This window comes from Bacillus altitudinis (genome assembly GCF_001191605.1).
GTDB lineage: Bacteria > Bacillota > Bacilli > Bacillales > Bacillaceae > Bacillus > Bacillus altitudinis.
Genome location: NZ_CP009108.1, coordinates 2117341 through 2141176 on the forward strand (window position 1 = coordinate 2117341; position 23836 = coordinate 2141176).

General features: G+C 39.0%; 25 protein-coding genes, 1 tRNA gene, 1 pseudogene and 1 riboswitch. Of the genes and pseudogenes, 14 read left to right on the plus strand and 13 right to left on the minus strand.

What is annotated here, in order from left to right:
* Window positions 1-155: 155 nt before the first annotated feature.
* A riboswitch (SAM riboswitch) is annotated at window positions 156-277 on the plus strand.
* A gap of 79 nt (window positions 278-356) precedes the next feature.
* From ID12_RS10620 to ID12_RS10630, 3 genes are all read left to right on the plus strand, one after another.
* Window positions 357-1475 (plus strand): methionine biosynthesis PLP-dependent protein, encoded by a 1119-nt coding sequence (locus ID12_RS10620; RefSeq protein ID WP_035700347.1) that lies wholly within the window; start codon window positions 357-359, stop codon window positions 1473-1475.
* Complete coding sequence (gene metC / locus ID12_RS10625) at window positions 1472-2650, plus strand: cystathionine beta-lyase (protein WP_008348402.1); 1179 nt, start codon at window positions 1472-1474, stop codon at window positions 2648-2650. The genes ID12_RS10620 and metC overlap by 4 nt, the downstream gene beginning before the upstream one ends.
* 131 nt (window positions 2651-2781) lie before the next feature.
* Window positions 2782-2854 (plus strand) — tRNA-Val (locus ID12_RS10630).
* A 250-nt stretch (window positions 2855-3104) separates the two neighbouring features.
* Here the strand turns inward: ID12_RS10630 and ID12_RS10635 are convergent.
* Together ID12_RS10635 and ID12_RS10640 are read right to left on the minus strand one after the other, a co-directional pair.
* Window positions 3105-4049, minus strand: a complete 945-nt coding sequence (locus ID12_RS10635; RefSeq protein ID WP_050827167.1) for an acetyl-CoA carboxylase carboxyltransferase subunit alpha — start codon at window positions 4047-4049, stop codon at window positions 3105-3107.
* A 32-nt stretch (window positions 4050-4081) separates the two neighbouring features.
* Window positions 4082-4528, minus strand: coding sequence for a MarR family winged helix-turn-helix transcriptional regulator (locus tag ID12_RS10640; protein ID WP_050827168.1), 447 nt, complete (start codon window positions 4526-4528; stop codon window positions 4082-4084).
* A 273-nt stretch (window positions 4529-4801) separates the two neighbouring features.
* On the opposite strand from ID12_RS10640, the gene ID12_RS10645 reads away from it, so the two are divergent.
* Both ID12_RS10645 and hag read left to right on the plus strand, forming a co-directional pair.
* Window positions 4802-4987, plus strand: a complete 186-nt coding sequence (locus ID12_RS10645) for a hypothetical protein (protein WP_024424989.1) — start codon at window positions 4802-4804, stop codon at window positions 4985-4987.
* On the plus strand, window positions 4977-5930 hold the full coding sequence (gene hag, locus ID12_RS10650) for a flagellin Hag (RefSeq protein ID WP_050827169.1): 954 nt from the start codon (window positions 4977-4979) through the stop codon (window positions 5928-5930). Before ID12_RS10645 ends, hag begins: the two co-directional genes overlap by 11 nt.
* 108 nt (window positions 5931-6038) lie before the next feature.
* On the opposite strand, the gene ID12_RS10655 is transcribed toward hag, so the two are convergent.
* Window positions 6039-7394: an IS1182 family transposase gene (locus tag ID12_RS10655; protein ID WP_050827170.1), complete on the minus strand. Its 1356-nt coding sequence runs from the start codon at window positions 7392-7394 to the stop codon at window positions 6039-6041.
* Between the two features lie 316 nt (window positions 7395-7710).
* Here ID12_RS10655 and ID12_RS10660 point away from each other — a divergent pair, with 316 nt between their 5' ends.
* Window positions 7711-8034, plus strand: a complete 324-nt coding sequence (locus tag ID12_RS10660) for a SunI/YnzG family protein (RefSeq protein ID WP_050827171.1) — start codon at window positions 7711-7713, stop codon at window positions 8032-8034.
* A gap of 249 nt (window positions 8035-8283) precedes the next feature.
* On the plus strand, window positions 8284-8946 hold the full coding sequence (catA, locus tag ID12_RS10665; protein ID WP_050827172.1) for a type A chloramphenicol O-acetyltransferase: 663 nt from the start codon (window positions 8284-8286) through the stop codon (window positions 8944-8946).
* Between the two features lie 334 nt (window positions 8947-9280).
* Here the strand turns inward: catA and ID12_RS10670 are convergent, their stop codons facing one another.
* Both ID12_RS10670 and ID12_RS10675 read right to left on the minus strand, forming a co-directional pair.
* Window positions 9281-9937, minus strand: coding sequence for a TetR/AcrR family transcriptional regulator (locus tag ID12_RS10670; protein WP_050827173.1), 657 nt, complete (start codon window positions 9935-9937; stop codon window positions 9281-9283).
* A 74-nt stretch (window positions 9938-10011) separates the two neighbouring features.
* The gene (locus ID12_RS10675) at window positions 10012-10830 is read right to left on the minus strand and encodes an oxidoreductase (protein WP_050827174.1); all 819 of its coding nucleotides are present in this window, start codon (window positions 10828-10830) and stop codon (window positions 10012-10014) included.
* A 261-nt stretch (window positions 10831-11091) separates the two neighbouring features.
* Here ID12_RS10675 and ID12_RS10680 point away from each other — a divergent pair, with 261 nt between their 5' ends.
* On the plus strand, window positions 11092-11922 hold the full coding sequence (locus tag ID12_RS10680) for an SMI1/KNR4 family protein (RefSeq protein ID WP_050827175.1): 831 nt from the start codon (window positions 11092-11094) through the stop codon (window positions 11920-11922).
* A gap of 41 nt (window positions 11923-11963) precedes the next feature.
* On the opposite strand, the gene ID12_RS10685 is transcribed toward ID12_RS10680, so the two are convergent.
* Window positions 11964-12212 carry a DUF2651 family protein gene (locus ID12_RS10685; RefSeq protein WP_035392368.1) on the minus strand — a complete coding sequence of 83 codons (249 nt, stop codon included), beginning with the start codon at window positions 12210-12212 and terminating at the stop codon, window positions 11964-11966.
* 593 nt (window positions 12213-12805) lie between these two features.
* Between ID12_RS10685 and ID12_RS10690 the strand changes: the two genes are divergently transcribed.
* Complete coding sequence (locus ID12_RS10690) at window positions 12806-13702, plus strand: macrolide 2'-phosphotransferase (protein ID WP_046343313.1); 897 nt, start codon at window positions 12806-12808, stop codon at window positions 13700-13702.
* Window positions 13703-13746: 44 nt separating this feature from the next.
* On the opposite strand, the gene ID12_RS10695 is transcribed toward ID12_RS10690, so the two are convergent.
* Together ID12_RS10695 and cuyB are read right to left on the minus strand one after the other, a co-directional pair.
* On the minus strand, window positions 13747-14622 hold the full coding sequence (locus tag ID12_RS10695) for a LysR family transcriptional regulator (protein ID WP_046343315.1): 876 nt from the start codon (window positions 14620-14622) through the stop codon (window positions 13747-13749).
* 23 nt (window positions 14623-14645) lie between these two features.
* Entirely contained in the window at window positions 14646-15344 is a 699-nt protein-coding gene (gene cuyB, locus ID12_RS10700) for a cysteate racemase (protein ID WP_035392360.1), read from the minus strand.
* Window positions 15345-15536: 192 nt separating this feature from the next.
* On the opposite strand from cuyB, the gene ID12_RS10705 reads away from it, so the two are divergent.
* Window positions 15537-16061 carry a DinB family protein gene (locus tag ID12_RS10705; protein ID WP_050827176.1) on the plus strand — a complete coding sequence of 175 codons (525 nt, stop codon included), beginning with the start codon at window positions 15537-15539 and terminating at the stop codon, window positions 16059-16061.
* 4 nt (window positions 16062-16065) lie between these two features.
* Here ID12_RS10705 and ID12_RS10710 read toward each other — a convergent pair whose 3' ends face one another.
* Both ID12_RS10710 and ID12_RS10715 read right to left on the minus strand, forming a co-directional pair.
* Window positions 16066-16629, minus strand: a complete 564-nt coding sequence (locus ID12_RS10710) for a GNAT family N-acetyltransferase (protein ID WP_050827177.1) — start codon at window positions 16627-16629, stop codon at window positions 16066-16068.
* 16 nt (window positions 16630-16645) lie between these two features.
* A complete protein-coding gene (locus tag ID12_RS10715; RefSeq protein ID WP_050827178.1) occupies window positions 16646-17551 on the minus strand; it encodes a LysR family transcriptional regulator in 906 nt (301 codons plus the stop codon).
* Between the two features lie 112 nt (window positions 17552-17663).
* Between ID12_RS10715 and ID12_RS10720 the strand changes: the two genes are divergently transcribed.
* Window positions 17664-18821 (plus strand): MFS transporter, encoded by a 1158-nt coding sequence (locus tag ID12_RS10720; protein ID WP_035701038.1) that lies wholly within the window; start codon window positions 17664-17666, stop codon window positions 18819-18821.
* A 114-nt stretch (window positions 18822-18935) separates the two neighbouring features.
* On the opposite strand, the gene lpdA is transcribed toward ID12_RS10720, so the two are convergent.
* A complete protein-coding gene (gene lpdA, locus ID12_RS10725) occupies window positions 18936-20330 on the minus strand; it encodes a dihydrolipoyl dehydrogenase (protein ID WP_046527477.1) in 1395 nt (464 codons plus the stop codon).
* Window positions 20331-20511: 181 nt separating this feature from the next.
* Between lpdA and ID12_RS10730 the strand changes: the two genes are divergently transcribed.
* Complete coding sequence (locus ID12_RS10730) at window positions 20512-21081, plus strand: TetR/AcrR family transcriptional regulator (RefSeq protein WP_035392352.1); 570 nt, start codon at window positions 20512-20514, stop codon at window positions 21079-21081.
* 20 nt (window positions 21082-21101) lie between these two features.
* On the plus strand, window positions 21102-21521 hold the full coding sequence (locus ID12_RS10735) for a GNAT family N-acetyltransferase (RefSeq protein ID WP_017359613.1): 420 nt from the start codon (window positions 21102-21104) through the stop codon (window positions 21519-21521).
* Between the two features lie 92 nt (window positions 21522-21613).
* Here ID12_RS10735 and ID12_RS10740 read toward each other — a convergent pair whose 3' ends face one another.
* Window positions 21614-21985 (minus strand): BLB8/JUQZ-1 family protein, encoded by a 372-nt coding sequence (locus ID12_RS10740; protein WP_008348328.1) that lies wholly within the window; start codon window positions 21983-21985, stop codon window positions 21614-21616.
* 338 nt (window positions 21986-22323) lie between these two features.
* Window positions 22324-22383, minus strand: a pseudogene (locus ID12_RS19700) (YunG family protein); the annotation flags it as partial.
* A 252-nt stretch (window positions 22384-22635) separates the two neighbouring features.
* Here ID12_RS19700 and alr point away from each other — a divergent pair.
* On the plus strand, window positions 22636-23817 hold the full coding sequence (gene alr, locus ID12_RS10745) for an alanine racemase (RefSeq protein ID WP_050827179.1): 1182 nt from the start codon (window positions 22636-22638) through the stop codon (window positions 23815-23817).
* The last annotated feature ends 19 nt before the right edge of the window (window positions 23818-23836 follow it).

Genomic DNA, 23836 nt, shown 5'->3' on the forward strand with positions numbered 1-23836 from the left:
AACAGCGTTGTTCCTATATGCTAACATGCAATCAAATTGGCTGACATCCAATCTGCTACAAAATACAGAAAATTTTAATTAATCGTTACATTTCCCCTTGAAAAATGAGGTTTAATGCGTTACAGTATTAAGAATTAGAACAGACAGACAACACATTCTTATCGTGAGAGGTGGAGGGACTGGCCCTTTGAAACCTCAGCAACCGGTATGCATCACTTCATGTGATGTACCAAGGTGCTAAATCCAGCAAGCAGCTTTTTTGCTTGGAAGATAAGAGGAAGCGATTAAACCCCTTCTTCTTATGAAGAAGGGGTTTTTCTGTTTTGAAATTAGATTTTTACTTAGGATGGTGTCAAATGACAGAACATGTGGAAACGAAGTTAGCGCAAATTGGAAACCGCAGCGAAGAGGTGACTGGTACTGTCAGTCCTCCCGTTTATCTTTCAACAGCTTACAGACATAGAGGCATTGGGGAATCAACAGGATTTGATTATATTCGAACGAAAAACCCAACAAGGCAGCTTGTAGAAGATGCGATTGCTTCACTCGAAGAAGGAACGGCCGGTTTTGCCTTCAGTTCGGGAATGGCTGCCATCCAAACGATCATGGCGCTGTTTGAGAGCGGGGATGAACTCATTGTTTCATCAGATTTATATGGCGGTACATACCGTCTATTTGAAAACGAATGGAAAAAGTACGGACTGCGCTTTGTTTATGATGATTTTTCAGATGAAGACTGTTTACGCTCTAAAATGACGCCAAATACAAAAGCCGTCTTTATTGAAACGCCAACAAACCCACTCATGCAGGAAGCGGATATTCAAAAGGTTGCGAAAATCGCAAAAGATCACGGTGCATTGGTCATTGTGGATAACACCTTTTATACGCCCGTCTTGCAAAAACCGATTACACTCGGAGCAGACATTGTCATTCATAGTGCAACCAAATATTTAGGCGGACATAACGATGTTCTTGCCGGACTTGTCGTCACAAATGGGGAGCAGCTATCGGAAGACATGTTCCAGCATCAAAACGCCATCGGAGCGGTTTTATCTCCATTTGACTCATGGCTTTTAATGAGAGGAATGAAAACATTGGCGCTGAGAATGCGCCAGCACGAAGCTAATGCGAAGGAATTAGCTGACTTTCTAAAGCAGCAGCCGGAAATTCAAGATGTGCTTTACCCAGGAAAGGGAGGCATGCTGTCATTCCGAGTAGCCAAAGAGGACTGGGTCAATCCATTTTTAAAGAAGCTGAAAACGATTTGTTTTGCTGAAAGCCTTGGCGGAGTCGAAAGCTTCATTACGTATCCTGCAACGCAAACCCATATGGACATCCCAGAAGAGATTCGCATCGCAAACGGTGTTTGTAACAAATTGCTCCGTTTCTCAGTCGGGATTGAGCATGTGGAGGATCTAAAAGCAGACCTGAAACAGGCACTATCAAATGTGAAAGAGGAGGTACACACGAAATGACCACACACGATTGGACACTAGAAACACAACTCGTTCATAATGCGTTTAAAACAGACCGTTCAACAGGTGCAGTCAGTGTACCGATTCAACATGCATCGACGTTTCACCAAAGCAGCTTCGATGACTTTGGTCAATATGACTACTCCAGATCAGGCACCCCTACACGTCAGGCATTGGAGGATACCATTGCAGCGCTAGAAGGAGGAACGAGAGGGCTTGCCTTTGCGTCAGGTATGGCAGCCATTTCAACCGCTTTTCTTCTATTATCAAAAGGAGATCATGTCCTTGTCACAAGAGATGTGTACGGAGGGACTTTCCGAATGATCACCCAAGTTCTTTCAAGATTTGGGATTGAGCATACCTTTGTGGACATGACCAATTTGAATGAAGTGAAACAAGGCATTCAATCAAATACAAAAGTCATTTACATGGAAACACCGTCAAACCCTACACTCGGTATTACGGATATTGAAGGTGTCGTACAGATTGCGAAAGAACATGACTGTCTGACTTTCTTAGATAATACGTTTTTAACGCCTGCGCTTCAGCGTCCGCTGGACCTTGGTGTAGACGTTGTGCTGCACAGTGCAACGAAATTTTTAAGCGGCCACAGTGATGTACTGTCAGGCTTAGCCGTGGTGAAAGATGAGAAGCTAGGAGACGAACTTTATTCGCTGCAAAACTCCTTCGGGGCGGTGCTTGGCGTACAGGATTGCTGGCTTGTGCTCAGAGGATTAAAGACCCTTCAAGTCAGATTAGAAAAAGCCAGTCAAACCGCATTAGAACTGGCTACATTTCTAAAAGAACATCCTGCGGTCAAAAAAATATATTACCCAGGATTAGATGATCACCCAGGGGCAGACATTCAGCGGAAGCAGGCGAGCGGTGCAGGTGCTGTTCTTTCATTTGAACTAGAAAACCAAGCGGCTGTCAAAGAATTGGTCGATGGCGTCACATTACCTGTATTCGCCGTCAGCCTCGGAGCAGTCGAATCCATTCTTTCCTATCCGGCCAAAATGTCCCATGCCGCTATGCCAAAAGAAGAAAGAGAAAAAAGAGGCATCACGGATGGTTTACTTCGATTAAGTGTGGGCGTAGAAAACGGAGAAGACCTCAAAAGGGACTTCAAACAAGCACTAGATCAACTAAAGCCAGTTCTTGTGAACCAATCATAAAAGTCAGTAAAAAGCCGGTATGGATACCGGCTTTTTACTGACTTTTTTGAACAAAACCATTGACGACTGACGATGATGGTTATATAATAGAGACTGTCAGTAACAGAAAGCCCAGAACTGATACATAATCCGATTCCGTAGCTCAGCTGGGAGAGCGCTACCTTGACAGGGTAGAGGTCGCTGGTTCGAGCCCAGTCGGAATCATCGTTTAAACCCTTGCCTAGCAAGGGTTTTTTGATTGTCGGTAACAAATATTTGTTCTGTTTCTTTTGGTTGGGGACGAACTTTATCCACCAAATTGTTTCTCAGTATTTTTAGAATCAAAAAATTCCTTTTCCATACCAATCACACATTTTTTAATAGTATCAGCATATCCAGTTTAAGAGGTTACTTACAAAATATTTAGAACTTTTTAGTAAGAATCCTCAGAAATGTAATACGGTTTTAAGTATTTTCATTTATAATTCTCTATTTGTCTATACTTTTCATATCGCTGTTGTATAAGCTCTTCCGAGGATAATCGTATCAATTTTTTAAGAGATGATTCGATTGCAGATTCAATCAATTTTGCCTGTGATTTGATATCATTTTGTGCTCCACCTTTCATTTCAGGAATGATTTCATCAATAATTCCTAAATGCTTTAAATCTTTTGCTGAAATTTTCATGTGTTTAGCAGCTTCTGGAGCATACTTAGCATCCTTCCATAGGATAGATGCTGCTCCTTCTGGTGAAATGACCGAGTACCATGAATACTCTAACATATGGATATGGTTACCGACACTAATGCCAAGAGCTCCACCACTTGATGCCTCTCCAATTACAATACAAACAATTGGCACTTTAAGTGTTGCCATTTCCAATAGATTTCGAGCTATTGCTTCAGAAATTCCACGTTCTTCAGACCCTTTCCCTGGATAGGCGCCAATTGTATCAATAAATGTAATAATAGGGCGATTAAATTTATCAGCTTGTTTCATCAGTCTTAGCGCTTTTCTATATCCTTCTGGATGTGACATTCCAAAATTTCTTTCTATATTTTCCTTTGTACTTCTCCCTCTTTGATGACCAATAACCGTAACGGGCATCCCTTTAAATTTTGCAATACCACCTATCATTGCTTGATCATCACCATATAATCGATCACCATGAAGTTCGAAAAAGTTTGTAAACAATAAAGGTATATAATCCAATGTCGTGGGCCGGTTACGTAGCCTTGCAATTTGAACTCGTTGAAAAGGTGTAAGATTAGAATAAATTTCATCTTGCATTTTATTTAAACGTTTTTCTAATTCTTGAATTTCTGTTGATAAATCTACATTATGTTCTTTCATCATTTTCTTTAATTCATCAAATTTCTCTTTTAGTTCAATAATAGGACGTTCAAAATCCAAACTCATTTTATCCTCCAAAGGGTATGATTTACCTCACTCTAATCAAAAGACTTAGAAATAGAATCAATAAATAATTCAAAACCATCCACAACTATTTTTTGTTCTGATTCTGATAAATTATTGAGGATACGTTGATAAAATGTAAGGGATTGTTCTCTTAAGCGATTAACAGTAATGTGACCTTTTTCTGTGAGGTGCAGAAAAAGTTCTCTTCTGTTTTTTTCATTTACTTCACGATAAACAAGCCCCATTTTTACTAACTTATCTACCAATCTACTTACAGTTGAAGTCTCTAATCTAAGTTTATTGGAAAGTTGCCAAACAGTTAATTTTTCCACCTCTAGTTCCTCTAACGCCATCATTTGAGAAGTTGGTAGAGGTTTTTCAAATGGTCCATTGGGCAAATTTTGAGATTCAAAAACCCCTGTTATTATAATCATTTTCTTAATATCTGATCTTAGTTTTAAGGCATCTTCTCTTTTCAAAAGGTCAACCTCCTACAATTCATGCATCATACATCAATTGTATTATACATGAATATGATTTTTTCACAAGCTTAACATAAGCCAATATGACAACATGGACGAGATATTTCTTCTTGTTAAATGTGTCTAATTTGTGAATTTAACAAATTCCACAAACTAAAATATATGGAAGTTCAGTCTATAGTAGGTAACATAATACTCATTGTTATGGCGGGTATCTAGTCTCGTAAAAGTGACAAGACTAATCATTTTGAATGAATAGAAGGAGGTTTCATGATTATTGCCATAACTGATGTTACATACGGTAGTAAAGTAAGAGAGCCAAAAGGTGCTCTGCGTTACTACTATACACATGCCTTAGAAATCGAAAATTCTAAGGAAGAGCTTCTCATCCAAATGGACTTTACAGATAAGCTCTCTAAAAAAAATTACACGGAGGTAATAGGAAATGAGAATTAACCACAATATCGCAGCACTTAACACATTAAACCGTTTATCAGCAAACAATGGTGCAAGCCAAAAGAACATGGAGAAACTTTCTTCTGGTCTTAAAATCAACCGTGCAGGAGATGACGCAGCAGGTCTTGCAATCTCTGAAAAAATGCGTGGACAAATCCGAGGATTAGAAATGGCGTCTAAAAACGCACAAGACGGTATCTCTCTTATCCAAACAGCTGAAGGTGCATTGACTGAAACTCACTCCATCCTTCAACGTGTTCGTGAACTAGTCGTTCAAGCTGGAAATACTGGTACACAGCAAGGTGAAGACTTAGCTGCAATTAAAGATGAGATCACAGCGCTTGTTGAAGAGGTCGATGGTATTTCTAATCGTACTGAGTTTAACGGAAAAAAATTATTAAATGGTACGTTTAATGGAGTAGGCACACCAGAAGTTCCGCCGACAGATCCAGATGACCCAAGTACAGGTACACCAGCAACTGATGGCGATGCTTTAGTTTTCCAAATTGGTGCAAATGCTACACAACAAATTAAGGTAAACATTCAAGATATGAGCGCTGCTGCTTTAGGCGTTACAGACGACGATGGTGCAGTTGAGACAGGTAAATCTGTTAAAGATATCGATATATCTAAATTTGAAACAATTGCAGCTGGTGACGATGGTGGATTTGATGATCAGTTAGCAATCGTTGACGGAGCTATTACACAAGTTTCTGCACAACGTTCTAAACTTGGTGCAGTTCAAAATCGTCTAGAGCACACAATCAACAACCTTGGTGCTTCTGGTGAAAACTTAACGGCTGCTGAATCTCGTATTCGTGATGTTGACATGGCAAAAGAAATGAGTGAATTCACTAAGAACAACATTCTTTCTCAAGCTTCTCAAGCTATGCTTGCACAAGCGAATCAACAGCCACAAAACGTACTTCAATTATTACGTTAATAAATCAAAAGCCCCTTTATATAGGGGCTTTCAGACCGTAGACAAACCCCACCTTTACTTCAAGTAAAAGTGGGGTTTTCACATTTTTTGATAAAAACATTATGTGTTTTACGCTGGACATGGCTCTTTCCATGTCCAGTTTGCTAGCTTTTTAAGATTCATGGCAGCGAAAGTAAGCATCGCCTGCATTGAAACTTTTTTCAGTCCTCGAAGTTTCGTCCAACGCATACCATGCTTTTCTTTTGCATCCGCAAAAACGCGTTCTATTGTTTCTTTCCGTTTTACATAGATGTCTTTATTCATTTGTGTCAGCCTCAGATGGTCTGCTTCATCTAGATAGTCCTGCCAAATATGCCGATGAATTTGTTTAGTGTGATTTTGACTTTGTGTACAGTTATTTAAAAACGAGCAGGATTTACATACCTCTGAATCAGACGCATATTGCTTATAGCCTTCTCTAGTCGTTGTACGATAAGAGAGAATTTGCCCGTTGGGGCAAATGTAACAATCAAAATATGCATCATACACGTATTCATTCTTTTTCAAATAACCAGCTTTTGTTCTTGGGCGAGTGTAAGGCATGACAGGTCTTATCTCTTGATCCATTAAAAACTTAGCGATGTAAGGTGTTTTATATCCTGCATCTACTGCGACTACAAATGGTTTTCCGACTTTTTCTGTCACCTTTAATACGAGTGAATCCAACATACGACTATCATGAACATTTCCACCAGTGACCAGTGATCCTAAAATAAATCCTTTAGTATCACAAGCCGTATGAAATGAATAGGCAAATGATTTTTCTCGCTCATCCTTCACATAGTAACCACTCTCTGGATCAGTCGTACTTACCTTGATTTCTTTTGTCTCTTCTTTAGTCTGTAGGGGTAAAGGCTTTTTTCCATGTTCTTCACGGTCAATATTGATCTCCTCATGAAGCTGATTTTGATAACTTCTCGTCTCTACTCGAACGATTTTCTTTTCAAGTTTTTTCTTATTGGCATTCGCTTTTACATGAGTGGAGTCAATGAAGGCAATAGAAGGGTCAACGAGTCCTTTTTTCATCGCTTCTCTTAAGATTCGGTAAAAAATTTGTTCGAATAAATCTGTATCATGGAAGCGTCTCACGTAGTTTTTACCGAAGGTAGAAAAGTGCGGGATTTTCTCAGAAAATCCATATCCAATAAACCAACGATAAGCCACGTTGGTTTCAATTTCTCTAATGGTTTGCCGCATAGAGCGAATGCCAAATAGATATTGAATTAAGACCATCTTAATGAGAACAACGGGATCAACACTTGGTCTACCGTTGTCAGAACTATAATGATCTTTGACAAGATCATAAACGAAATCAAAGTCGATCGCTTGATCAATTTTTCGTACAAGATGATCTTCAGGCACTAATTCATCTAAGGCCACTACTTCTAATTGATTTCTTCTTTCTTCTTCACGTTTCGATAACATGTTCATCCCCCACAGAATTGTGTTATTACCCTTATTATACAAAAAAGCTTGTAGACAAAGGCTGAAAGCCCCTTTATATAGGGGCTTTTTTTGTTAGTCTTTATTCGGTTCGATGCCTCATTTTATTGATCGTTCTAAAAGATGCTTCAACGCCAATAAATACGACAAAGAATATTACTATCCAACTGACCAACCTTCATAGAACTTGCCTTACTAGCGTGAATTAAAACATATATAATACTTCTATTAAAGTTGTTGGTTTTAAAAAGTAAAAAACATGGTAAAATTAGATAAAAGTATAAGAAAGAGTGATTCTATGGAATATGTAATTATGTTAATCTTTTTATTATCACTTTTCTTTATTTTTACTGTTTTCCTAAAAACCCGTTACAGTTTTGGTGAAAAATACTTAGTCTTAAAATTTGGTTTATCTAAAACAGAAATACCAATTGATCAAATCGTTAGTATTAAAGAGTCGGACAAGTATGGAGTTGCAGATAATATTGATTATAGAATTGGTGCTCCATATGGTCAACCAGATAGAATCGTTATTGAAACTATGAATAAGCGTTTTCTAGTTTTTTTAAATGAAGGTCATCATTTTCTTCAAAATTATAAAAAAGCAAGTGCTAGAATATAAGATAAGTACCTTCTACGATAGAAGGTGCTTTTTTATTCGAGTTCCTCTTCTTTAAATATACTAATAGAATGAATACTTCAGCCAAGCTCACTTACGAAGAGTTGCTGCAGGGTTTATCGTAGGCAAAACTCATGGTAGACTTTGATTGGACAGAAACATGACATATCTCTTGAAAGGATGATTGTGGTGGTGAAAACAGATAAAGTCTCCTCCTGAATACAAGAAATCACATTCAGGAGGAGATAAAAAATGTTTAAACAAATAGATGAAAATTATCCGAGAAAAGAGCACTTCCATCATTATACAAAGTCAACCCGATGCTCATATAGCCTGGTGATCGATCTAGACATCACGAAATCGCATTCAATATTAAAAGAAAAAAAGTTAAAAGTATATCCTGTGCAAATTTATTTGTTAGCAAGGGCTGTGCAAAAAATACCGGAGTTTCGGATGGATCTAGTGAACGATGAACTTGGTCATTGGGAACTTCTCCATCCTAGTTATACGATTCTAAATAAAGAAACAAAGACATTTTCAAGTATTTGGACGCCTTATGACGAAAACTTTGCTCAGTTTTATAAAAGCTGTGTGGCGGACATTGAAACATTTAGCAAAAACAGCAACCTATTTCCGAAACCTCATATGCCAGAAAACATATTCAATATTTCAAGTCTACCTTGGATTGATTTTACTTCTTTTAACCTTAATGTATCTACAGATGAAACTTATTTACTGCCGATATTTACGTTAGGCAAATTTAAGGTGGAAGAAGGAAAAATCATCTTGCCAGTCGCCATTCAAGTACATCATGCTGTTTGTGATGGCTATCACGTCGGTCAGTATGTGGAATATTTGAGGTGGCTTATTGAACATTGTGAAGAGTGGTTAAACGAGTCATTGGGTAAGTCCTGAATGTCAGGAGTGATTTGCAAGAGGTTTAAGCAGACTTTAACGAGTCTGCTTATTTGTTGTGTGATGAAGGAGCTATTAGTTTGCAAACAAGGCAATCATGTTTTGTTTCTCAATTATTTTTGCGGTTTCTTTTCGGCGTTTTGTAAAAATGAACTACAAAAATCATGTCGAAACACGACGATGATTGATTGAGGCACAGCATCTTAAAATGTGTAAAACATATGAAAACAGACCTTAAGGAGGTCTGTTTTCATATTGGAATCTGTCGAAAGCATCATTAACATAGGGAAGAAGTAAGTGTTGTATTCATTTTTGTTGTGCACAACAATCTATGTTAAGCCTCAAGGTTGTGTAAATAACCATCAAGATAAAAAGACATTGTATTCATCACATCTGTTTTAAAATCTCGTTTAAATTCATGCATATTATGATTTTCAATAATAGTGATGACTTCATCAGGTAAGGTGGCAGTGAGTTTGCATCCTGTGATAATTGCTGCTTCAGCTTGAAAAATATCCATCACTTGCGCCTCATTGATCACATCATTTTGACAAAGTAAGTCTGTCATTTCCGTTAGCTTTTGAAATAACATCATTTTTGATTGAAGCATGGTGTCAGAGTCTACGTTTCTTTCCAAAACAGAAGTGCGAATTGCTTCTAATCTGATGTACATAGGATTTTTATCAATGATTTCTTCCAATTCCTTCAGAAAAAGATGTTTGATATCCTGAAGGTTTTTAATTTGTGTTTCAGAAATAATCTCAATGAATCGCTCTAGTCTCTTTACATATTCTCGGCATAATAGCTGGAAGAACAGAGCTTCTTTCGTTTTGAAATAAACAAACAATATGCCTTTAGACAGCTTCGTTTCTTTGGCGATATCTGACATTTTGATTTGGTTATATTCATGTGTTTCAAAAAGCTCTGCTGCTTTATCTAAAATCGCTTGAGCTCTTAGAGCCTTAGCTTCATCTGTCATCGCTCTTTTCATTATTTTTCAACCTCCATTTCAAAGGATCATTTTGATTTGGAGTCAGACAAAGTGATATATAAGGAAGCATGTGATTAGCTGAATCTTTTAATGATCTTGTCAAACGTACGATCACCAAGAAGATTCTTCATAAACACCATAGGTTTAGCACCAAACCCAACCAAATAGCGCGTTTTAGGTTTCGTTACAGTGACAGCTTTTACAATTGTATTTGCAATGACTTCTGGTTTTGTTAAATTACTTCCTGAATAAGTTTTTACCATGTTGTCTGCTGATTTGTTGGCAGCTTCTTTATAAGCTCCTTTTGCAGAAGCGGTTCTAAGTTTTTCTGCTGCAATGACTCCCCAGTCGGTTGCAATCCCGCCAGGTTCCACAACTATGACATCAATACCAAATGGTTCAACTTCTAACCGTAAGCAATCAGAAAAACCTTCTACTGCAAATTTTGTAGCGTGATACCATGCGCCAAATGATGTCCACACTTTACCACCCATAGAAGAGATATTGACGATCTTTCCATATTTGTTTTGTCTCATACTTGGCAGAACAAGCTGCGTCATTCTGGCAAGTCCAAACAGGTTTACTTCTACTTGTCTTCGAGCTTCTTCCATAGATACATCTTCAACCGCACCATATGAGCCGTAGCCCGCATTATTGACAAGCACGTCGATTCTTCCTTCTTTGTCCAAAATCTCACGTACACAGTTTACCATAGACTCTTCATCAGTGACATCAAGTGACATGGTGTTAATTCCTTGATTGGTGAGGTCTTTCATCATTTCTTTTCGACGAGCAGCACCATAAACAATGAAACCTTTCTTATTTAATTCAATTGCTGTGGACTTTCCAATTCCTGCTGATGCACCTGTGATAAGAGCGACTTTTTTACTCATTTGTAATTCCTCCTTTTGGTGACCTCGGGTCATTTATAAATGACTTGAGGTCAATTATAAATGACTGTTAGTCAATTGTAAAGGAAGGATATTATTGTGTTTTATCATTTGGTTTTATGGTCAAATTTATGACCTCTTTAAGAGTACAAAAAGGTGTTTTTTATGATCTAACCATCATTGTCCTGGGTATCTGGTGGTGACCCGCCATGTTAAAAATACGAATGATATACTTATATCAATTAATATTGGGAGGTATGCCCCTTGAAATCATTCTGGGAGAAAGAAGAAGAGAGTCCTTTTACGTTAGAAAAGATAGATGAGGAACAAATTCGTGAAGCAGAGGGAACGCTTGGTGTCACTTTACCTGATACATACAAAAAACTCATTTTAGAATGGAATGGTGGTTTTACAGTTCGTAATGCTTTTCCAACCGAACGGCCGAATTCATGGGCAGAGGATCATGTTCAATTCGACCATCTAAGAGGAATCGCCAAAGATGATGGAATTATGAATAGCGCTCAGTTAAGTGATGAATTGGAGCTGCCCGAGGGACTTGTTTTCATCAGCGGGGAAGAAGATACATGGATCGCCATGGATTATCGAGAAACGAAGGAACATCCTCCTATTCACTATTTCGATTTAGAGCTGGAAGTAAATTTTAAGCTGGCAGATACTTTCGATGAATTTGTTGAGCGGTTATATACAGCTGACGATGCCATGGTTGAAGTAATAGAGATTGAGGAGGAAGCTTCGGATTTATATATCAGTAAAGAAGAGCTTGAACACATTTTTGAGAGAGGAGACCTTCGTCAGCAGAATCTCTTCAAAATGGCACATTATCCGATGGAAGACATTGAAGAGATCGCATGGTTTTTCTCGCGCATGAAACAGTGCATTCAACAGATAAAAGATCAACATGTCTTGTATGAAACAGCTACTGCTATTCACTCCAACCTTCTGTTAAACCCAGATATGCCAAGGAATGACCGTATTAATCAAGAGCTGCAAGAAATTGCTGAATTTCTAGAAAATAGTGAAGATCCGAATACCGCCTTTTTGGGAGAGGACATTCATCCAGTGAAAAAACGATAGTGAAAGATGAAAAGCCCTTTCTAGGGCTTTTCGAAAGTAGTTTATGATCTCTTTTTATTTAAAATTTTCATAATGAATAATGCTATATATGAAGCAATGAATGAGCCTAAAGTGTAAACAACAGCCCAGCCAAAGAAAGAGACATTGAAAAGTGTAAATGTCAGAATGAGCAAAATGATAAAGCTCACAATTGGCATGAAATAAACCTTTTGTACAAACAATGTGACGATAAAAGAAGCGATGATCATACTGACTGGAAGCAAGCCGAATGCGAATTCTAAATGAGTCATATCCATTCTCCTTTTAAATGACTTAGCTACATTTGATTTGTTCTCATTGTCTCTCTTACACTCAAAATTCATAGTACATCGGGTTTTTGAGTTTAATAAATTATATTAGACAGAAGAATCAATAACCATATCATAACACATAAAAATGAAATTATTTCATTTTATGTAATTTAAAGGGTTTTTGATGATTTTAAATCTTTCTTTTTGTCATCTTATTGAAAGTCATATTTAAATAAAGTATAGTAAATTTATATGATATAGAGGAGGATGGTTAAAAATGATGCATGCAGGAAGATTACGCCAGAAAACTTTGAATCAGTAATTTCATATGTTCAAAGGCTCTGTTTTCATCAAACGGAGTAAACGGGGTAGTCTGCACATTTTTAATGATCTTCAGCGGGAAAGTATGCAATTTCACTAGAAAAGAGGCAGCTAATCGGTCTGTCTTTTTTTGTATGTTTTTTATGATGCAAAGAAAGGCATATGTCTAGCTTTGTTTACTCTGACCACATAAAGTAGCCTGTTTGTGGGTTTTGTGATGATATTCTTGATGCCTATTGATCATGACTAAATGAACAATTGGAGGATTGGATATGAATAGACTGGAATTAAAGCAGTTAGTCAAACATCACGGATTAGAGATTTTAGAGAATACCATCAAAATAAATGAATCAGGTGTGGATTTCCGTGTCGCTCACGTCGAAGATTTACATGGTGATCAATGGATAATAAGAATGCCTCGCAGACCTGAATCAATGAAACATACCTTACAAGAAAAAAAGACATTAGATTACATTAGTAATCAGGTTCACTTTCAGGTTCCTAAGTGGTCTATCTTTACAGAAAGTCTGATTGCTTATAAACAATTAGAGGGGGTACCGGCGGCTAGTATTGATGTGGAACAGCAATCTTATGAGTGGAGATTTGACCAAACGAATGTACCGCAAGCTTATTATGAATCATTAGGAAGAGTTTTAGCGAATGTACATTCCTTAGATCAACAGCCTTTTAAAACGATCGGTGTGGACATGCTCAGTGCTCATGAATTAAGAGGATCAATGAAACAGCGAATGGAACGTGTCAAATCGCAATACACCATTAACAGCGGTTTATGGGAGCGCTGGCAAGAATGGCTAGCTAAAGATTCTTTATGGCCGCCTTTTGTAGGAGTGAAGCATGGAGATTTGCATCCTGGTCACATTCTGATTGATGAAAATCAATGTGTTACCGGTGTGATTGATTGGTCTGAAGTGGGGGTTGGTGATGTATCTGCAGACTTTTTGTCGCATCAACTTCTCTTTGGGAAAGAAGGATTAACGAAACTTATCCATGCGTATGAAAAAGCAGGCGGGAGAACTTGGTCAGGAATGGATGAACATATAATAGAACTTCTGACGACAAGTGCGATCACTGTGGCCGAGTACGCACAGAGATCAGGATTGAAAGATATGTATGAAACGGCAGCATACATGTTGGCAAACGAAAGCTAATCAATCAGAACAAATCCAAAAAAAGCCCCTAAAAAGGGCTTTTTTTAATCTAATTCATGAAAAAACTGTTTGAGTTGATCAATGAAAACGGATTTGGATTTTCCTTTTTTATAAATGAACTCAATATTGATGTTGAAATTGATAGATGGCTCAATTGAAATTTGTTTTAGTGTTCCTTGTTCTACTTCATTTCTAACACAATGATGAGGAAGAAACGATAGTCCCATTCCTTGTAGCACTAAATTTTTTGCAGTTTCCATATGATCAACCTCAATGGAAATGTTCGGTGTGATGTTGTTTTTTTGAAATAATCGGTGGAGCATCAACCAATCAAATGACCCATAGTCAAAGAAAATAAAAGGTTGTTCTTCTAGTTCATTCATATTGATGTTGCCTAGGCTGGCAAGCGGGTGATGAGTTGGGACGAACAGCCCGATTGGATCGCTGAAAATCGGGATTGATTCAATTTGAGGATGTGTTTCAGTCCTGACAATGCCAAAGTCTACTTGGTTGTTAATCACTTTTTGGACAACATCCTTTGAATGTCCTGTTACAATTTTCACTTTCAGATTTTCGTATTTTTCTTTTAGGGCGGGCAATATGTTAGGCAATAGATTATTGGAAATAGAGGATGCGCATCCAATCGTCAATTCATAAGGGAGCATCGTTTGTTTGAGACTATGCTTTGCTTCTTGATAAGAATGGAGAATCTTTTTGGCATGCGGGTAAAACTGTTCACCTTTTTCCGTCAGAGATAGTTTATTTCTCTGTCTATCAAATAATTTCAGGTCTAATTCTTTTTCTAACGATTGAATACGTGCCGATACAGAAGGCTGGGTTAAATACAATGCTTCTGCAGCTTTATTGATACTGCCTAGCTGGCATACATAAATAAACGCTTCTATATTCTCAATATTCATGTTATCCCCTTATATGACGTTCTTTAAATGTTTAGTTTTTCAAGCTCATACACTAATTTTACAGCTTCTTTCGCCAAAATGACAGTAGGGTCAATCACTTTCACAGCTTTGGTTGACCTTAGAACTAAAGGAATTTCTGTACAGCCGGCAATGATGGCTTCTGCTCCTTGATTGATTAAAATTTCTGCAGCTAACGCCAGTTCACTTTCGCCTTTACTCAATTTCCCTGCTTTCACGGCATAAATCCCATTCATCACACTTTTCTGAAGATTTTCACTAGGAGTCATGACATCAATCTTGTGATGGGCACAAGCTTTTTGATAGAGCTGGGTTTTTAATGTGCCATCAGTACATAGTAAGCCCACAGACGTATAGTGATGTTTGTTCAGGTGCTTTGCGGTTTCTAATGGCATATTCATGATAGGGATATGAGTGGATTGTTGTACGTTTTCTAAAAAGAAGTGAGCGGTATTGCATGCAATCAGAATAAAGTCCGCTCCTGCGCGCTCTAATCTTTTAGCTGATGCAATCATATATTCTGTAGGATCTTCGCCTTTCCCAAATATGGCATTGGTTCTATCAGGGATTTGCGGATCATTATCAGCAATCACATGGAGATGATCCTGATCTTTTATCGCTGGTGTATGAGAAATGATTTTTTTCATCAGATCAATCGTCGCTAAAGGGCCCATACCACCCATAATACCAATTGTTGTAGACATGCATATCACCACATTTCATTTTTTTCTATTATAAAAAAAGAAAGGATGGTGAGTGTTATAGAAAAGTTCTATTTGTATATAGAAGGTTGATTAAAAGCACCTTTTATTTTCTTCTTTATCTGTTTTGCGGTATGAGTTGCAATCTAATCAAAAAACATTAGAATAAAGAAAAATTGATAAAGGAGCTACCATATGAATTTCAATTTGGATGAAGCTTTAGATATGTTGAGTCGAACTCCTCGTACATTAGAAAGTCTTTTGTCAGGTTTATCGAAGGATTGGCTTTACAGTCGTGAAGGGGAGGGAACGTGGAATCCCGTTGAAGTCATTGAACATTTGATTGAAGCAGAGAAATTCAACTGGATTCCCCGATTAAATGTCATTCTTGCTGATGGAGAGAATACCCCATTTCCTGCATTTGACCGCTACGCCCATTTGAATCAAACTGAAAGACAGATAGAACAGGCACTAGCGGAGTTTCATCATGTGCGGATGGAGAATGTGGCATACATTCAGCGTATGACACATTCAAATCTTGATCTAGAGAAAAAGGGCGTCCATCCAGAATTCGGCGTCGTGCAAGTGAGCGAATTACTTTCTGCGTGGGTTGTCCATGATTTCACCCATATCTCCCAAATTGTTCGAGTCATGGCGGAACGATATCGAACCGATGTGGGTCCATGGAGCGCTTATTTAGGGATTTTGAATAGGAAATAAATGATTAATGACGCTTCGCGGCCCACTCGGATTGAAGAATGGCATATTGATACTCATCGACCCAATGTCCTTTTGACATATAATTTTGTAGCAAATGTCCTTCGCGTCTCATGTCTAAACGTTCCAGTACTCGAATAGATTTTTCGTTTCGTACATCTGTAAAGGCAATGATTTTATGCTTGTTCAGTGTAGTGAAAATATATTCGATCATTGAATTCAAGGCTTCATGAATATAGCCCTTTCCTTGAAATTCAGGCGCAAGTGTAAATCCTATTTCAATGATTCTAGGCTCGCTGCCGAGTGTATGAATGGCGCAATCTCCTATCAACTGATTGGATTCAGATAAGGCAATCGCGTATTGAAACCACGTCCCTGGTTGATTAGGTTGTTGCGTCATTTGGTGTTGTACAAATGATTCAGCGTCTTCGTACGTGTAGTTTTCCCAGGATTGAAATGTGGCAATAGAGGGATTTGATCGGTATTGATAAAATGCTTCAATATCCTGCTGATCAACCTGACGAATCACGACCCGGTTTGTTCTTGTAAATATGCTGTTTGCATTCTTCATGTGTTACCCTCACTTTTTAGTTTGTTCTTGATTTGAAAAAGTCTATTAGCCATTCAGATAGCTGTTTTTGCGCTTTGGTCACAAATCGATCGGCATAATACGTTAATTCAAGATGCCGAACAGGAGCAGGGGCAGAAATAGGAATAGAGACAATATTAGGCCATGCTGAATGTTGCTTTAACAGCCCTCTTGGCTGGATGGTGGCGCCGATCCCGGCTTCAACCAGCTGCAATAATGAAGTGGCAGACCCAACATCCATGACCGTGTCCAATTCAAAACCGTGTTCTTTACATACGTCATCGACCAAATCTCTTCCTAGATAGCCTTTTGGATACATGACCAGTGCATGCTTTGTCAGCTCTTTTAGCGTCACTTCACGCCTTTTTGCCAGTTCACTGTCTGAATGAACAAACAATTCGTAGGGCTCATCGCCAAGTGGAATTTGAATCAGTCGTTTATCCGCAGGCCCGCGCAGCCCAATTCCGATATCGACTTTATGTGAGAGCACCTCGTCACGAACAAAGATGGTCGAAAAAGCCTTTAGGTTGATCTCTGGATACAGCGTTTTAAATTCTACAAAAAGCGGAACAAGCTGAAAGTCAAGATCAGAGGGAAGGACGGCAAGCCGAACGGTACCCCGCTGTTCAGATAACAGTTCTTTCATAGCATTTTTGGCATCTCGTTCAGCCTGAAGCATTTTTATGCCATATTGATAAAGAAGCGTACCAGCTTCGGTTGCAACTACTTTTTTACCGATTCGGTCAAAGAGCGGCATCCCAACTTCAGCCTCAAGCAGCTGAATCTGTTGGCTTAATGTAGGCTGTGATATACCTAGTTGCTCTGCAGCCTTTGTGAAATGTAAATGATCGAATACAGCCATAAAATAGGTAATGTGACGAGTATCCATATGCCATCCTTTCATTAATGATAGTATTTTCCTATCATCATAATACGAATTATTGTATTGATCAATGAATGAAGCGGATTTATACTCATAGTAACCTCAACAAGATGAGAGAGGAAGAAGAGTATTGATAAAAAAAATATTTTATTTAGCTGCTTTATTTTTAGCTGCCTTAAACTTGCGCCCAATCATTACATCCGTGGCTTCTATGATGAGCATGATTCAATCAGACCTTGGCGTTAGTGCACTCACGGCAAGTCTTTTAACCACTTTGCCGGTCTTGTGCATGGGAGTGTTTGCCCCTGTAGCAACGAAACTAAGCCGCCGGTTTGGATTAGAGAGAACTCTTTTCTTCTCGATTTTTCTTATCACAATTGCGACTGGACTGCGTGGTACAAGTCAAACGGTTACGATCCTTCTCGTGACTGCTTTTGCAGGAGGAGTTGGAATAAGTTTTGCCGGACCATTGTTGTCTAGTTTTATTAAAAAGTATTTCCCGAAAAGTCCTGGGATTGTCAGTGTGTACTCTATATCGATGACAGTTGGAGCTGCACTTGCTTCGGGCTTGACCATTCCGATTTACCTTCGCAGTGAGCATAACCTTCCACTTGCGTTATCTTGCTGGGCGGTTTTAGGCGTTATTGCACTGATTTTGTGGCTCGGTCTAGCTCGTCAAAATCAACAAGCGGATCATGCAGATGTGCCGCTGAGATTACCGCTGCGAAACAAAAAAGCCATTCAATTCACCTTGTTCTTTGGCTTTATGTCTAGCATGTTCTATTCGTTAACAGCGTGGATTTCACCCATTGCGCTTGATTTTGGGAATAGTCCGCAGTATGCCGCCATGCTGCTTACGATATTTACGCTCATTCAGATTCCGGTGGCATTACTCGTTCCAAACATCGTCAATCGTCTAGGAAAGCCGAAATTATTTCTGATTTTATGCAGTTTGTCAGAGCTGATTGGACTCATATTCCTTCTATTGCCAATGCCGATCCTGCCAGCTGTTATTTTTCTGGGGATTGGAGCAGGTGGATTATTTCCTTTAGCGCTTATGCTGCCTATTATTGAAACGCGTACACCAGAAGAAGCCGGTACATGGTCAGCGATGTCACAGATGGGCGGGTACATCATGGGAGGATTTGGTCCATTTTTAATCGGTTTGATTTTCGATATCAGCGGACATTTTCAAGCTGCTATTGTCGCAATGCTCGCCATCGTGATGCTGATGATTGGCGTGCAGTTATCGATGAAGTTAGGGAAAAAACGTGATGAGGTATCCAATTAAAGATCAATATACCGCTGCTTTTATATCATGACTCAATTGAAATCGCCATAGCCTATTCCTAAGTAGGCTATGGCGATTATTTTACTCAATTTTTAAAAGATGCACCTGAATGAATTATCGTGCCAGATTTTTTTCAACTTTACGAGTGGCCATTTCTGCAGCCTCCATGATCATTTCACCTAATGTTGGGTGAGGATGAATCGTCATGGCTAAATCTTCTACTGTAGCACCAATTTCAATAGAGAGAGAAAGTTCTGATATAAGAGTAGATGCCTCTGCACCTACGATCTGTGCTCCTAAAATAAGGCCAGATTCAGCATGGGCCACAATCTTCACAAATCCTTCTGGTTCTTTTAATGCCAGTGCTCGACCATTAATAGAGAACATTGTTTTTCCAGTAACAGTCGGAATGGATTGTTGCTTGCAATCCGTTTCGCTCAGTCCAACACTCGTCAATTCTGGGCTAGAAAACACAACAAGTGGGATCGCTTTATAATCGATCATCGAAGGTTTCCCGGCGATTGCCTCTGCTGCCACCTTCGCTTCATAGGAAGCTTTATGAGCCAGAGCAGGACCCTCGGTGATATCACCAATTGCATAAATGTGCGGAATGGAAGTTCTGCATTGTTCATCAATTTTAACTAGTCCGTTAGGGGTAATGGACAAACCGATAGAATGGAGACCTAATGTTCCATCTGTATTCGGTTTTCTTCCGACAGTAATCAGTGCATATTCCGCTTGCACCGTGTAACTTTCTTTCTGTTTCTCATAATGAAGATCAATTCCGCTCATATGCTGCTCGGCACCTATGACGTTTGCTCCTGTAATCACGGTGATGTTATCTTCTTTCAATTGTCGAACAACAGGTGAGACAAGTTCACTTTCAAAACCAGGCAATACTTGATTGCCGCCTTCTAGAATGGTGACTTTTGATCCAAACCTTGCAAACATCTGTCCGAGTTCAACACCAATATATCCACCCCCAACTACGACAAGGCTTTTAGGGATTTCGGGAAGGGATAGTGCTTCAGTGGAAGACAATATACGACCTCCGAAAGGGAGTGATTTAATTTCAATTGGACGAGAGCCGGTTGCTAATATAAGGTGTTTGAAGTTGATTCGTTTTTCACCTTTTTCGGCATGTTGAATCACCGCTGTATGCTGATCGAACAAGCTTGCATCGCCTTCCAAAATGGTAACTCCAGCTGACTTTAACAAAAATTGGACGCCTCCAGCTTGTTTTTCCACAACAGCTTTTTTGAACGCTTGAGCTTCATTGAAAGAACCGCTTTCTTGAAAACCACCCCATTGTGTGCGGAGTTTGAACCGCTCTGCTTCTGCTATTAGCGCTTTAGAAGGGATACAGCCTACATGGGTGCATACGCCACCTAACTGATCACGTTCTACAATCGCAGTCTTCATGCCGAGATGAGCTGAACGTAACGCCGCCACGTAGCCTCCCGGACCTGATCCAATCACCAATGTATCTACTGTTTCTAAATGAATCATTTCTTACACCTCCAATTTCAAAATATGATGATCATAATATATTATAGTCATCATATTTTGGCGAAGTCAATCCCATCTGAGTGAGGAAAGATGGATTTTAGTCAATTGACACAAGATAATATGATAATTATAATATTTTAATAAATACACTTAGATGAGTTAAAAGGAAGGAGAAAAGAGGATGCCTTATCCGAAAGGTCATAAGTCAAAAGTGAGAGAGCAGATCATCGCTAGTGCTGCACGAGCATTTCGAACAAATGGCGTCCGTAGTATCAGTTTGCCATACATTATGAAAGGGGCAGGTCTAACTCATGGAGGGTTTTACGCTCACTTTAAGAACAAGGATCAGTTGGTGATAGAGACTTTTCATTTTGCTATTACTGATACGATCAAGCTGCTGCAAAGTGTTGCAGACAAGAAAACAGACCAGCCTCGAATTCAGACGATCATTGACTTTTATTTAAGTTCCGTTCACCGTGATCAGACGGAGATCGGCTGTATATTGCCTGCACTGGCAGGGGAGATTGCTCAATTATCGCAAGAGGTACGTAAAACCTATACAGATGAATTGAAACGGTTTATGGCGTTTACAGCTGATACGGGAAACATAGATCTCTCTACCAGTTACGCACTAGTAAGCAGCATGATTGGTACAATTGCTCTTGCACGAGCTGTCAATGATTCGCAGTTCAGTGATCAATTGTTAATGGCAGGTAGAACACAGGCAAAACACATTTTAAATTCAAATTAAAAAACATAGGGGATGTTGCGATGTTGATTAGAGAAGCAAGCATAGAAGATTATCCACAATTAAGACAAATCTATTTAGAATCCCGACGTCAGAGCTTTCACTGGCTCAATACAGAAGAAATCAAACTGCAAGATTTTGATCAAGATACGCAGGAAGAGCAAATTTTCTTAACTGAGGAGAACAATAAAATCCTTGGATTCATCTCATTATATGTACCAGATCGTTTTATTCATCTCTTGTTTGTACATCCAGAAGCTGCTGGTCAAGGGGCTGGCGATCTGTTGCTGAAACATGCGATCAAAGTGCTCGGAACACCAGTCACCCTCAAATGTGTATCCGAAAATCACAAAGCTTTGTCTTTTTATCAAAAAAGAGGATGGAAGGCTGTTGTAGAGGAAGGGGAGCCTGGGGCGAAGTACTGGGTGCTTGCTTATGAATAAGGATAAAATTGTAAAATAATCTAATGTGACTCACACGTTAGGTATTGGTGATCCTGCTTAAAAAAAAGCCTCCATAATAGAGGCTTTTTAATTTACTTTCTAACCGTTATATAAAGAGCGCCTAATAGAGCGCCATTTGATTTATACATCCATACTTCTACTTGGTTACTACCTGAATCTTTTAACCCTTTAATATCTCTACCGGATACAGAGACATACTGTGATCCTTTCACAACAACAGCATATGAGGCAATGTCATCAATAGGATAACTAGATCCTACGTTAATTGTGATATTTCTTGCATTTGTTTTAATTGGAGCATCCGCGGATAAAGATTTTAGCGTAATAGGCATAGATGAAAGATGATTAGTTTGAACGGATTCTTGAGCAGAAGCAACCCCTCCAATAGTAAAAGTCAATGCAGAAACAGCAATAAGAGAATACATAGATTTCTTCATTTTCATTCTAAAGCACTCCTTTTAAATTAGTTTACAAGTCATTAATTCGATATTAAATCGAGATATTCCTGTTAAAAAGTGTTAATTAATTGTGAACATTTTCCTTTCGGGATGAATTGAAATTTTCTGTGAAGAAAACGACTTAATATCTATCTATTAAAAATTTAAAACATTATTTTTTAGTAAGAATATTGCTCATTACTCGTATTGCTAAAGCTCCTTCTCGATTTGAATATCTACCTATTTTAAGAAATTTCCTCAGAGAATTGTGAAGAGGAAAAGTCTAATCTTTTCCCATGGATGATATTGAAAAAAATCTAGCCATTTCCTAATTCTATCTTCATTCATTCGCCGCTTAAAAGATCATTTACAACTAAAGAAGTGACACGGCATTGACCGTTTGCGGGACTCTATTTTGAACTAGATTGTGAAAGCCAAGCTTTATCAAGAGCATCATAATTATTTCAGTTTTGTAAGGTCCTATCATTAATGTCATTTCAGTGTGAATGTAAGTATTCAAGTCTATATAGGCTTTTTCAAGAATTAACAGGTCTTGGTTCTTATTGAATGTTTTTTGTATAAATGAATAAAGATAGACTATATGTTAAAACGAACACAAATTACAGAAGAAACTTATGTTAAAAGGAGGAACGATTATGAAAAAACTTTGCCGGGAAGTCTGGATCGAAGTTAATCTTGATGCGATTAAAAGAAATATCGAAGCCATTCAAGCGCATATTCCAAAGAAGAGTAAGATCATGGCTGTCGTGAAGGCGAATGCTTATGGACACGGTTCAGTGGAGGTAGCGCGGCAGGCACTAGAAAGCGGTGCGACGGAGCTCGCAGTTGCTAGCTTAGAGGAAGGCATTGTGCTGCGAAGAGCAAAAATTGAAGCGCCGATTTTGGTTCTTGGATTTACACCGCTCGACTGTGTGAAAAGGGCCGCAGCCTGGAGAATCGACCTCTCCGGCCTTCGAGAAGACTGGATTGCTCAAGCAAACGAGATCTTAGCGAAAGAAGAAAGCAAGCGACGGCTTGGGATTCATGTCAATGTTGACACGGGGATGGGGCGATTAGGTGTACGGACAAAGGAAGAGCTGTTAGCGGTGGTGAAGGCGCTTGAAAAGAGTGAAAACCTGAGGTGGGATGGAATATTTACGCATTTCTCCACTGCGGATGAGCCTGACCCTGATTTCACGTTGCTGCAGCACAGCATCTTCATTGATTTTCTTCGGTTTTTGAAAGAAGAAGGGATCAAACTGCCGACCGTACATATGAACAATACAGCTGCTTCGATTGCGTTTCCTGAATTTAGTGCCGATATGATCCGGCTTGGTATCGGACTTTATGGATTGTATCCCTCGCAATACATTGAAAGCTTAGACGCTGTTCAGCTAGAGCCCGCTCTCAGTTTAAAAGCAAGAATTGCGTTCGTGAAGAAAATGGTGACAAAGCCAAGAACCGTCAGCTATGGGGCAACCTATGTGGCAAAGCCTGACGAAGTCATTGCAACCATACCGATTGGTTATGCAGATGGGTACTCACGTGCTTTATCCAATCGAGGGTTTATGCTTTTCCGCGGAGAAAGAATGCCGATTGCTGGCCGAGTCACAATGGATATGACGATGATCAGCTTAGGAGAGATGAAAGCAAAGCAAGGCGAGGAAGTCGTCATTTATGGCCGTCAAAAGGGCGGAGAAATTTCTGTTGATGAAATTGCTGAAATGCTCAATACGATTAACTATGAAGTCATTGCAACATTAAGCCGCCGTGTTCCAAGGTTTTATCGTCGAGGCGGGAAGATTATTAAAATATCGACGCCGGTGATGTATGTGTGAAAGTAAGGACAGCATGAAA

Coding starts and splice junctions, on each gene's coding strand:
- ID12_RS10620 (WP_035700347.1), top strand. CDS start 357: ATGACAGAACATGTGGAAACGAAGTTAGCGCAAATTGGAAACCGCAGC.
- metC (WP_008348402.1), top strand. CDS start 1,472: ATGACCACACACGATTGGACACTAGAAACACAACTCGTTCATAATGCG.
- ID12_RS10635 (WP_050827167.1), bottom strand. CDS start 4,049: ATGAGTTTGGATTTTGAACGTCCTATTATTGAACTAAAAGAGAAATTT.
- ID12_RS10645 (WP_024424989.1), top strand. CDS start 4,802: ATGATTATTGCCATAACTGATGTTACATACGGTAGTAAAGTAAGAGAG.
- hag (WP_050827169.1), top strand. CDS start 4,977: ATGAGAATTAACCACAATATCGCAGCACTTAACACATTAAACCGTTTA.
- ID12_RS10655 (WP_050827170.1), bottom strand. CDS start 7,394: ATGTTATCGAAACGTGAAGAAGAAAGAAGAAATCAATTAGAAGTAGTG.
- ID12_RS10660 (WP_050827171.1), top strand. CDS start 7,711: ATGGAATATGTAATTATGTTAATCTTTTTATTATCACTTTTCTTTATT.
- catA (WP_050827172.1), top strand. CDS start 8,284: ATGTTTAAACAAATAGATGAAAATTATCCGAGAAAAGAGCACTTCCAT.
- ID12_RS10670 (WP_050827173.1), bottom strand. CDS start 9,937: ATGAAAAGAGCGATGACAGATGAAGCTAAGGCTCTAAGAGCTCAAGCG.
- ID12_RS10675 (WP_050827174.1), bottom strand. CDS start 10,830: ATGAGTAAAAAAGTCGCTCTTATCACAGGTGCATCAGCAGGAATTGGA.
- ID12_RS10685 (WP_035392368.1), bottom strand. CDS start 12,212: ATGACTCATTTAGAATTCGCATTCGGCTTGCTTCCAGTCAGTATGATC.
- ID12_RS10690 (WP_046343313.1), top strand. CDS start 12,806: ATGAATAGACTGGAATTAAAGCAGTTAGTCAAACATCACGGATTAGAG.
- ID12_RS10695 (WP_046343315.1), bottom strand. CDS start 14,622: ATGAATATTGAGAATATAGAAGCGTTTATTTATGTATGCCAGCTAGGC.
- cuyB (WP_035392360.1), bottom strand. CDS start 15,344: ATGTCTACAACAATTGGTATTATGGGTGGTATGGGCCCTTTAGCGACG.
- ID12_RS10705 (WP_050827176.1), top strand. CDS start 15,537: ATGAATTTCAATTTGGATGAAGCTTTAGATATGTTGAGTCGAACTCCT.
- ID12_RS10710 (WP_050827177.1), bottom strand. CDS start 16,629: ATGAAGAATGCAAACAGCATATTTACAAGAACAAACCGGGTCGTGATT.
- ID12_RS10715 (WP_050827178.1), bottom strand. CDS start 17,551: ATGAAAGGATGGCATATGGATACTCGTCACATTACCTATTTTATGGCT.
- lpdA (WP_046527477.1), bottom strand. CDS start 20,330: ATGATTCATTTAGAAACAGTAGATACATTGGTGATTGGATCAGGTCCG.
- ID12_RS10730 (WP_035392352.1), top strand. CDS start 20,512: ATGCCTTATCCGAAAGGTCATAAGTCAAAAGTGAGAGAGCAGATCATC.
- ID12_RS10735 (WP_017359613.1), top strand. CDS start 21,102: ATGTTGATTAGAGAAGCAAGCATAGAAGATTATCCACAATTAAGACAA.
- ID12_RS10740 (WP_008348328.1), bottom strand. CDS start 21,985: ATGAAAATGAAGAAATCTATGTATTCTCTTATTGCTGTTTCTGCATTG.
- alr (WP_050827179.1), top strand. CDS start 22,636: ATGAAAAAACTTTGCCGGGAAGTCTGGATCGAAGTTAATCTTGATGCG.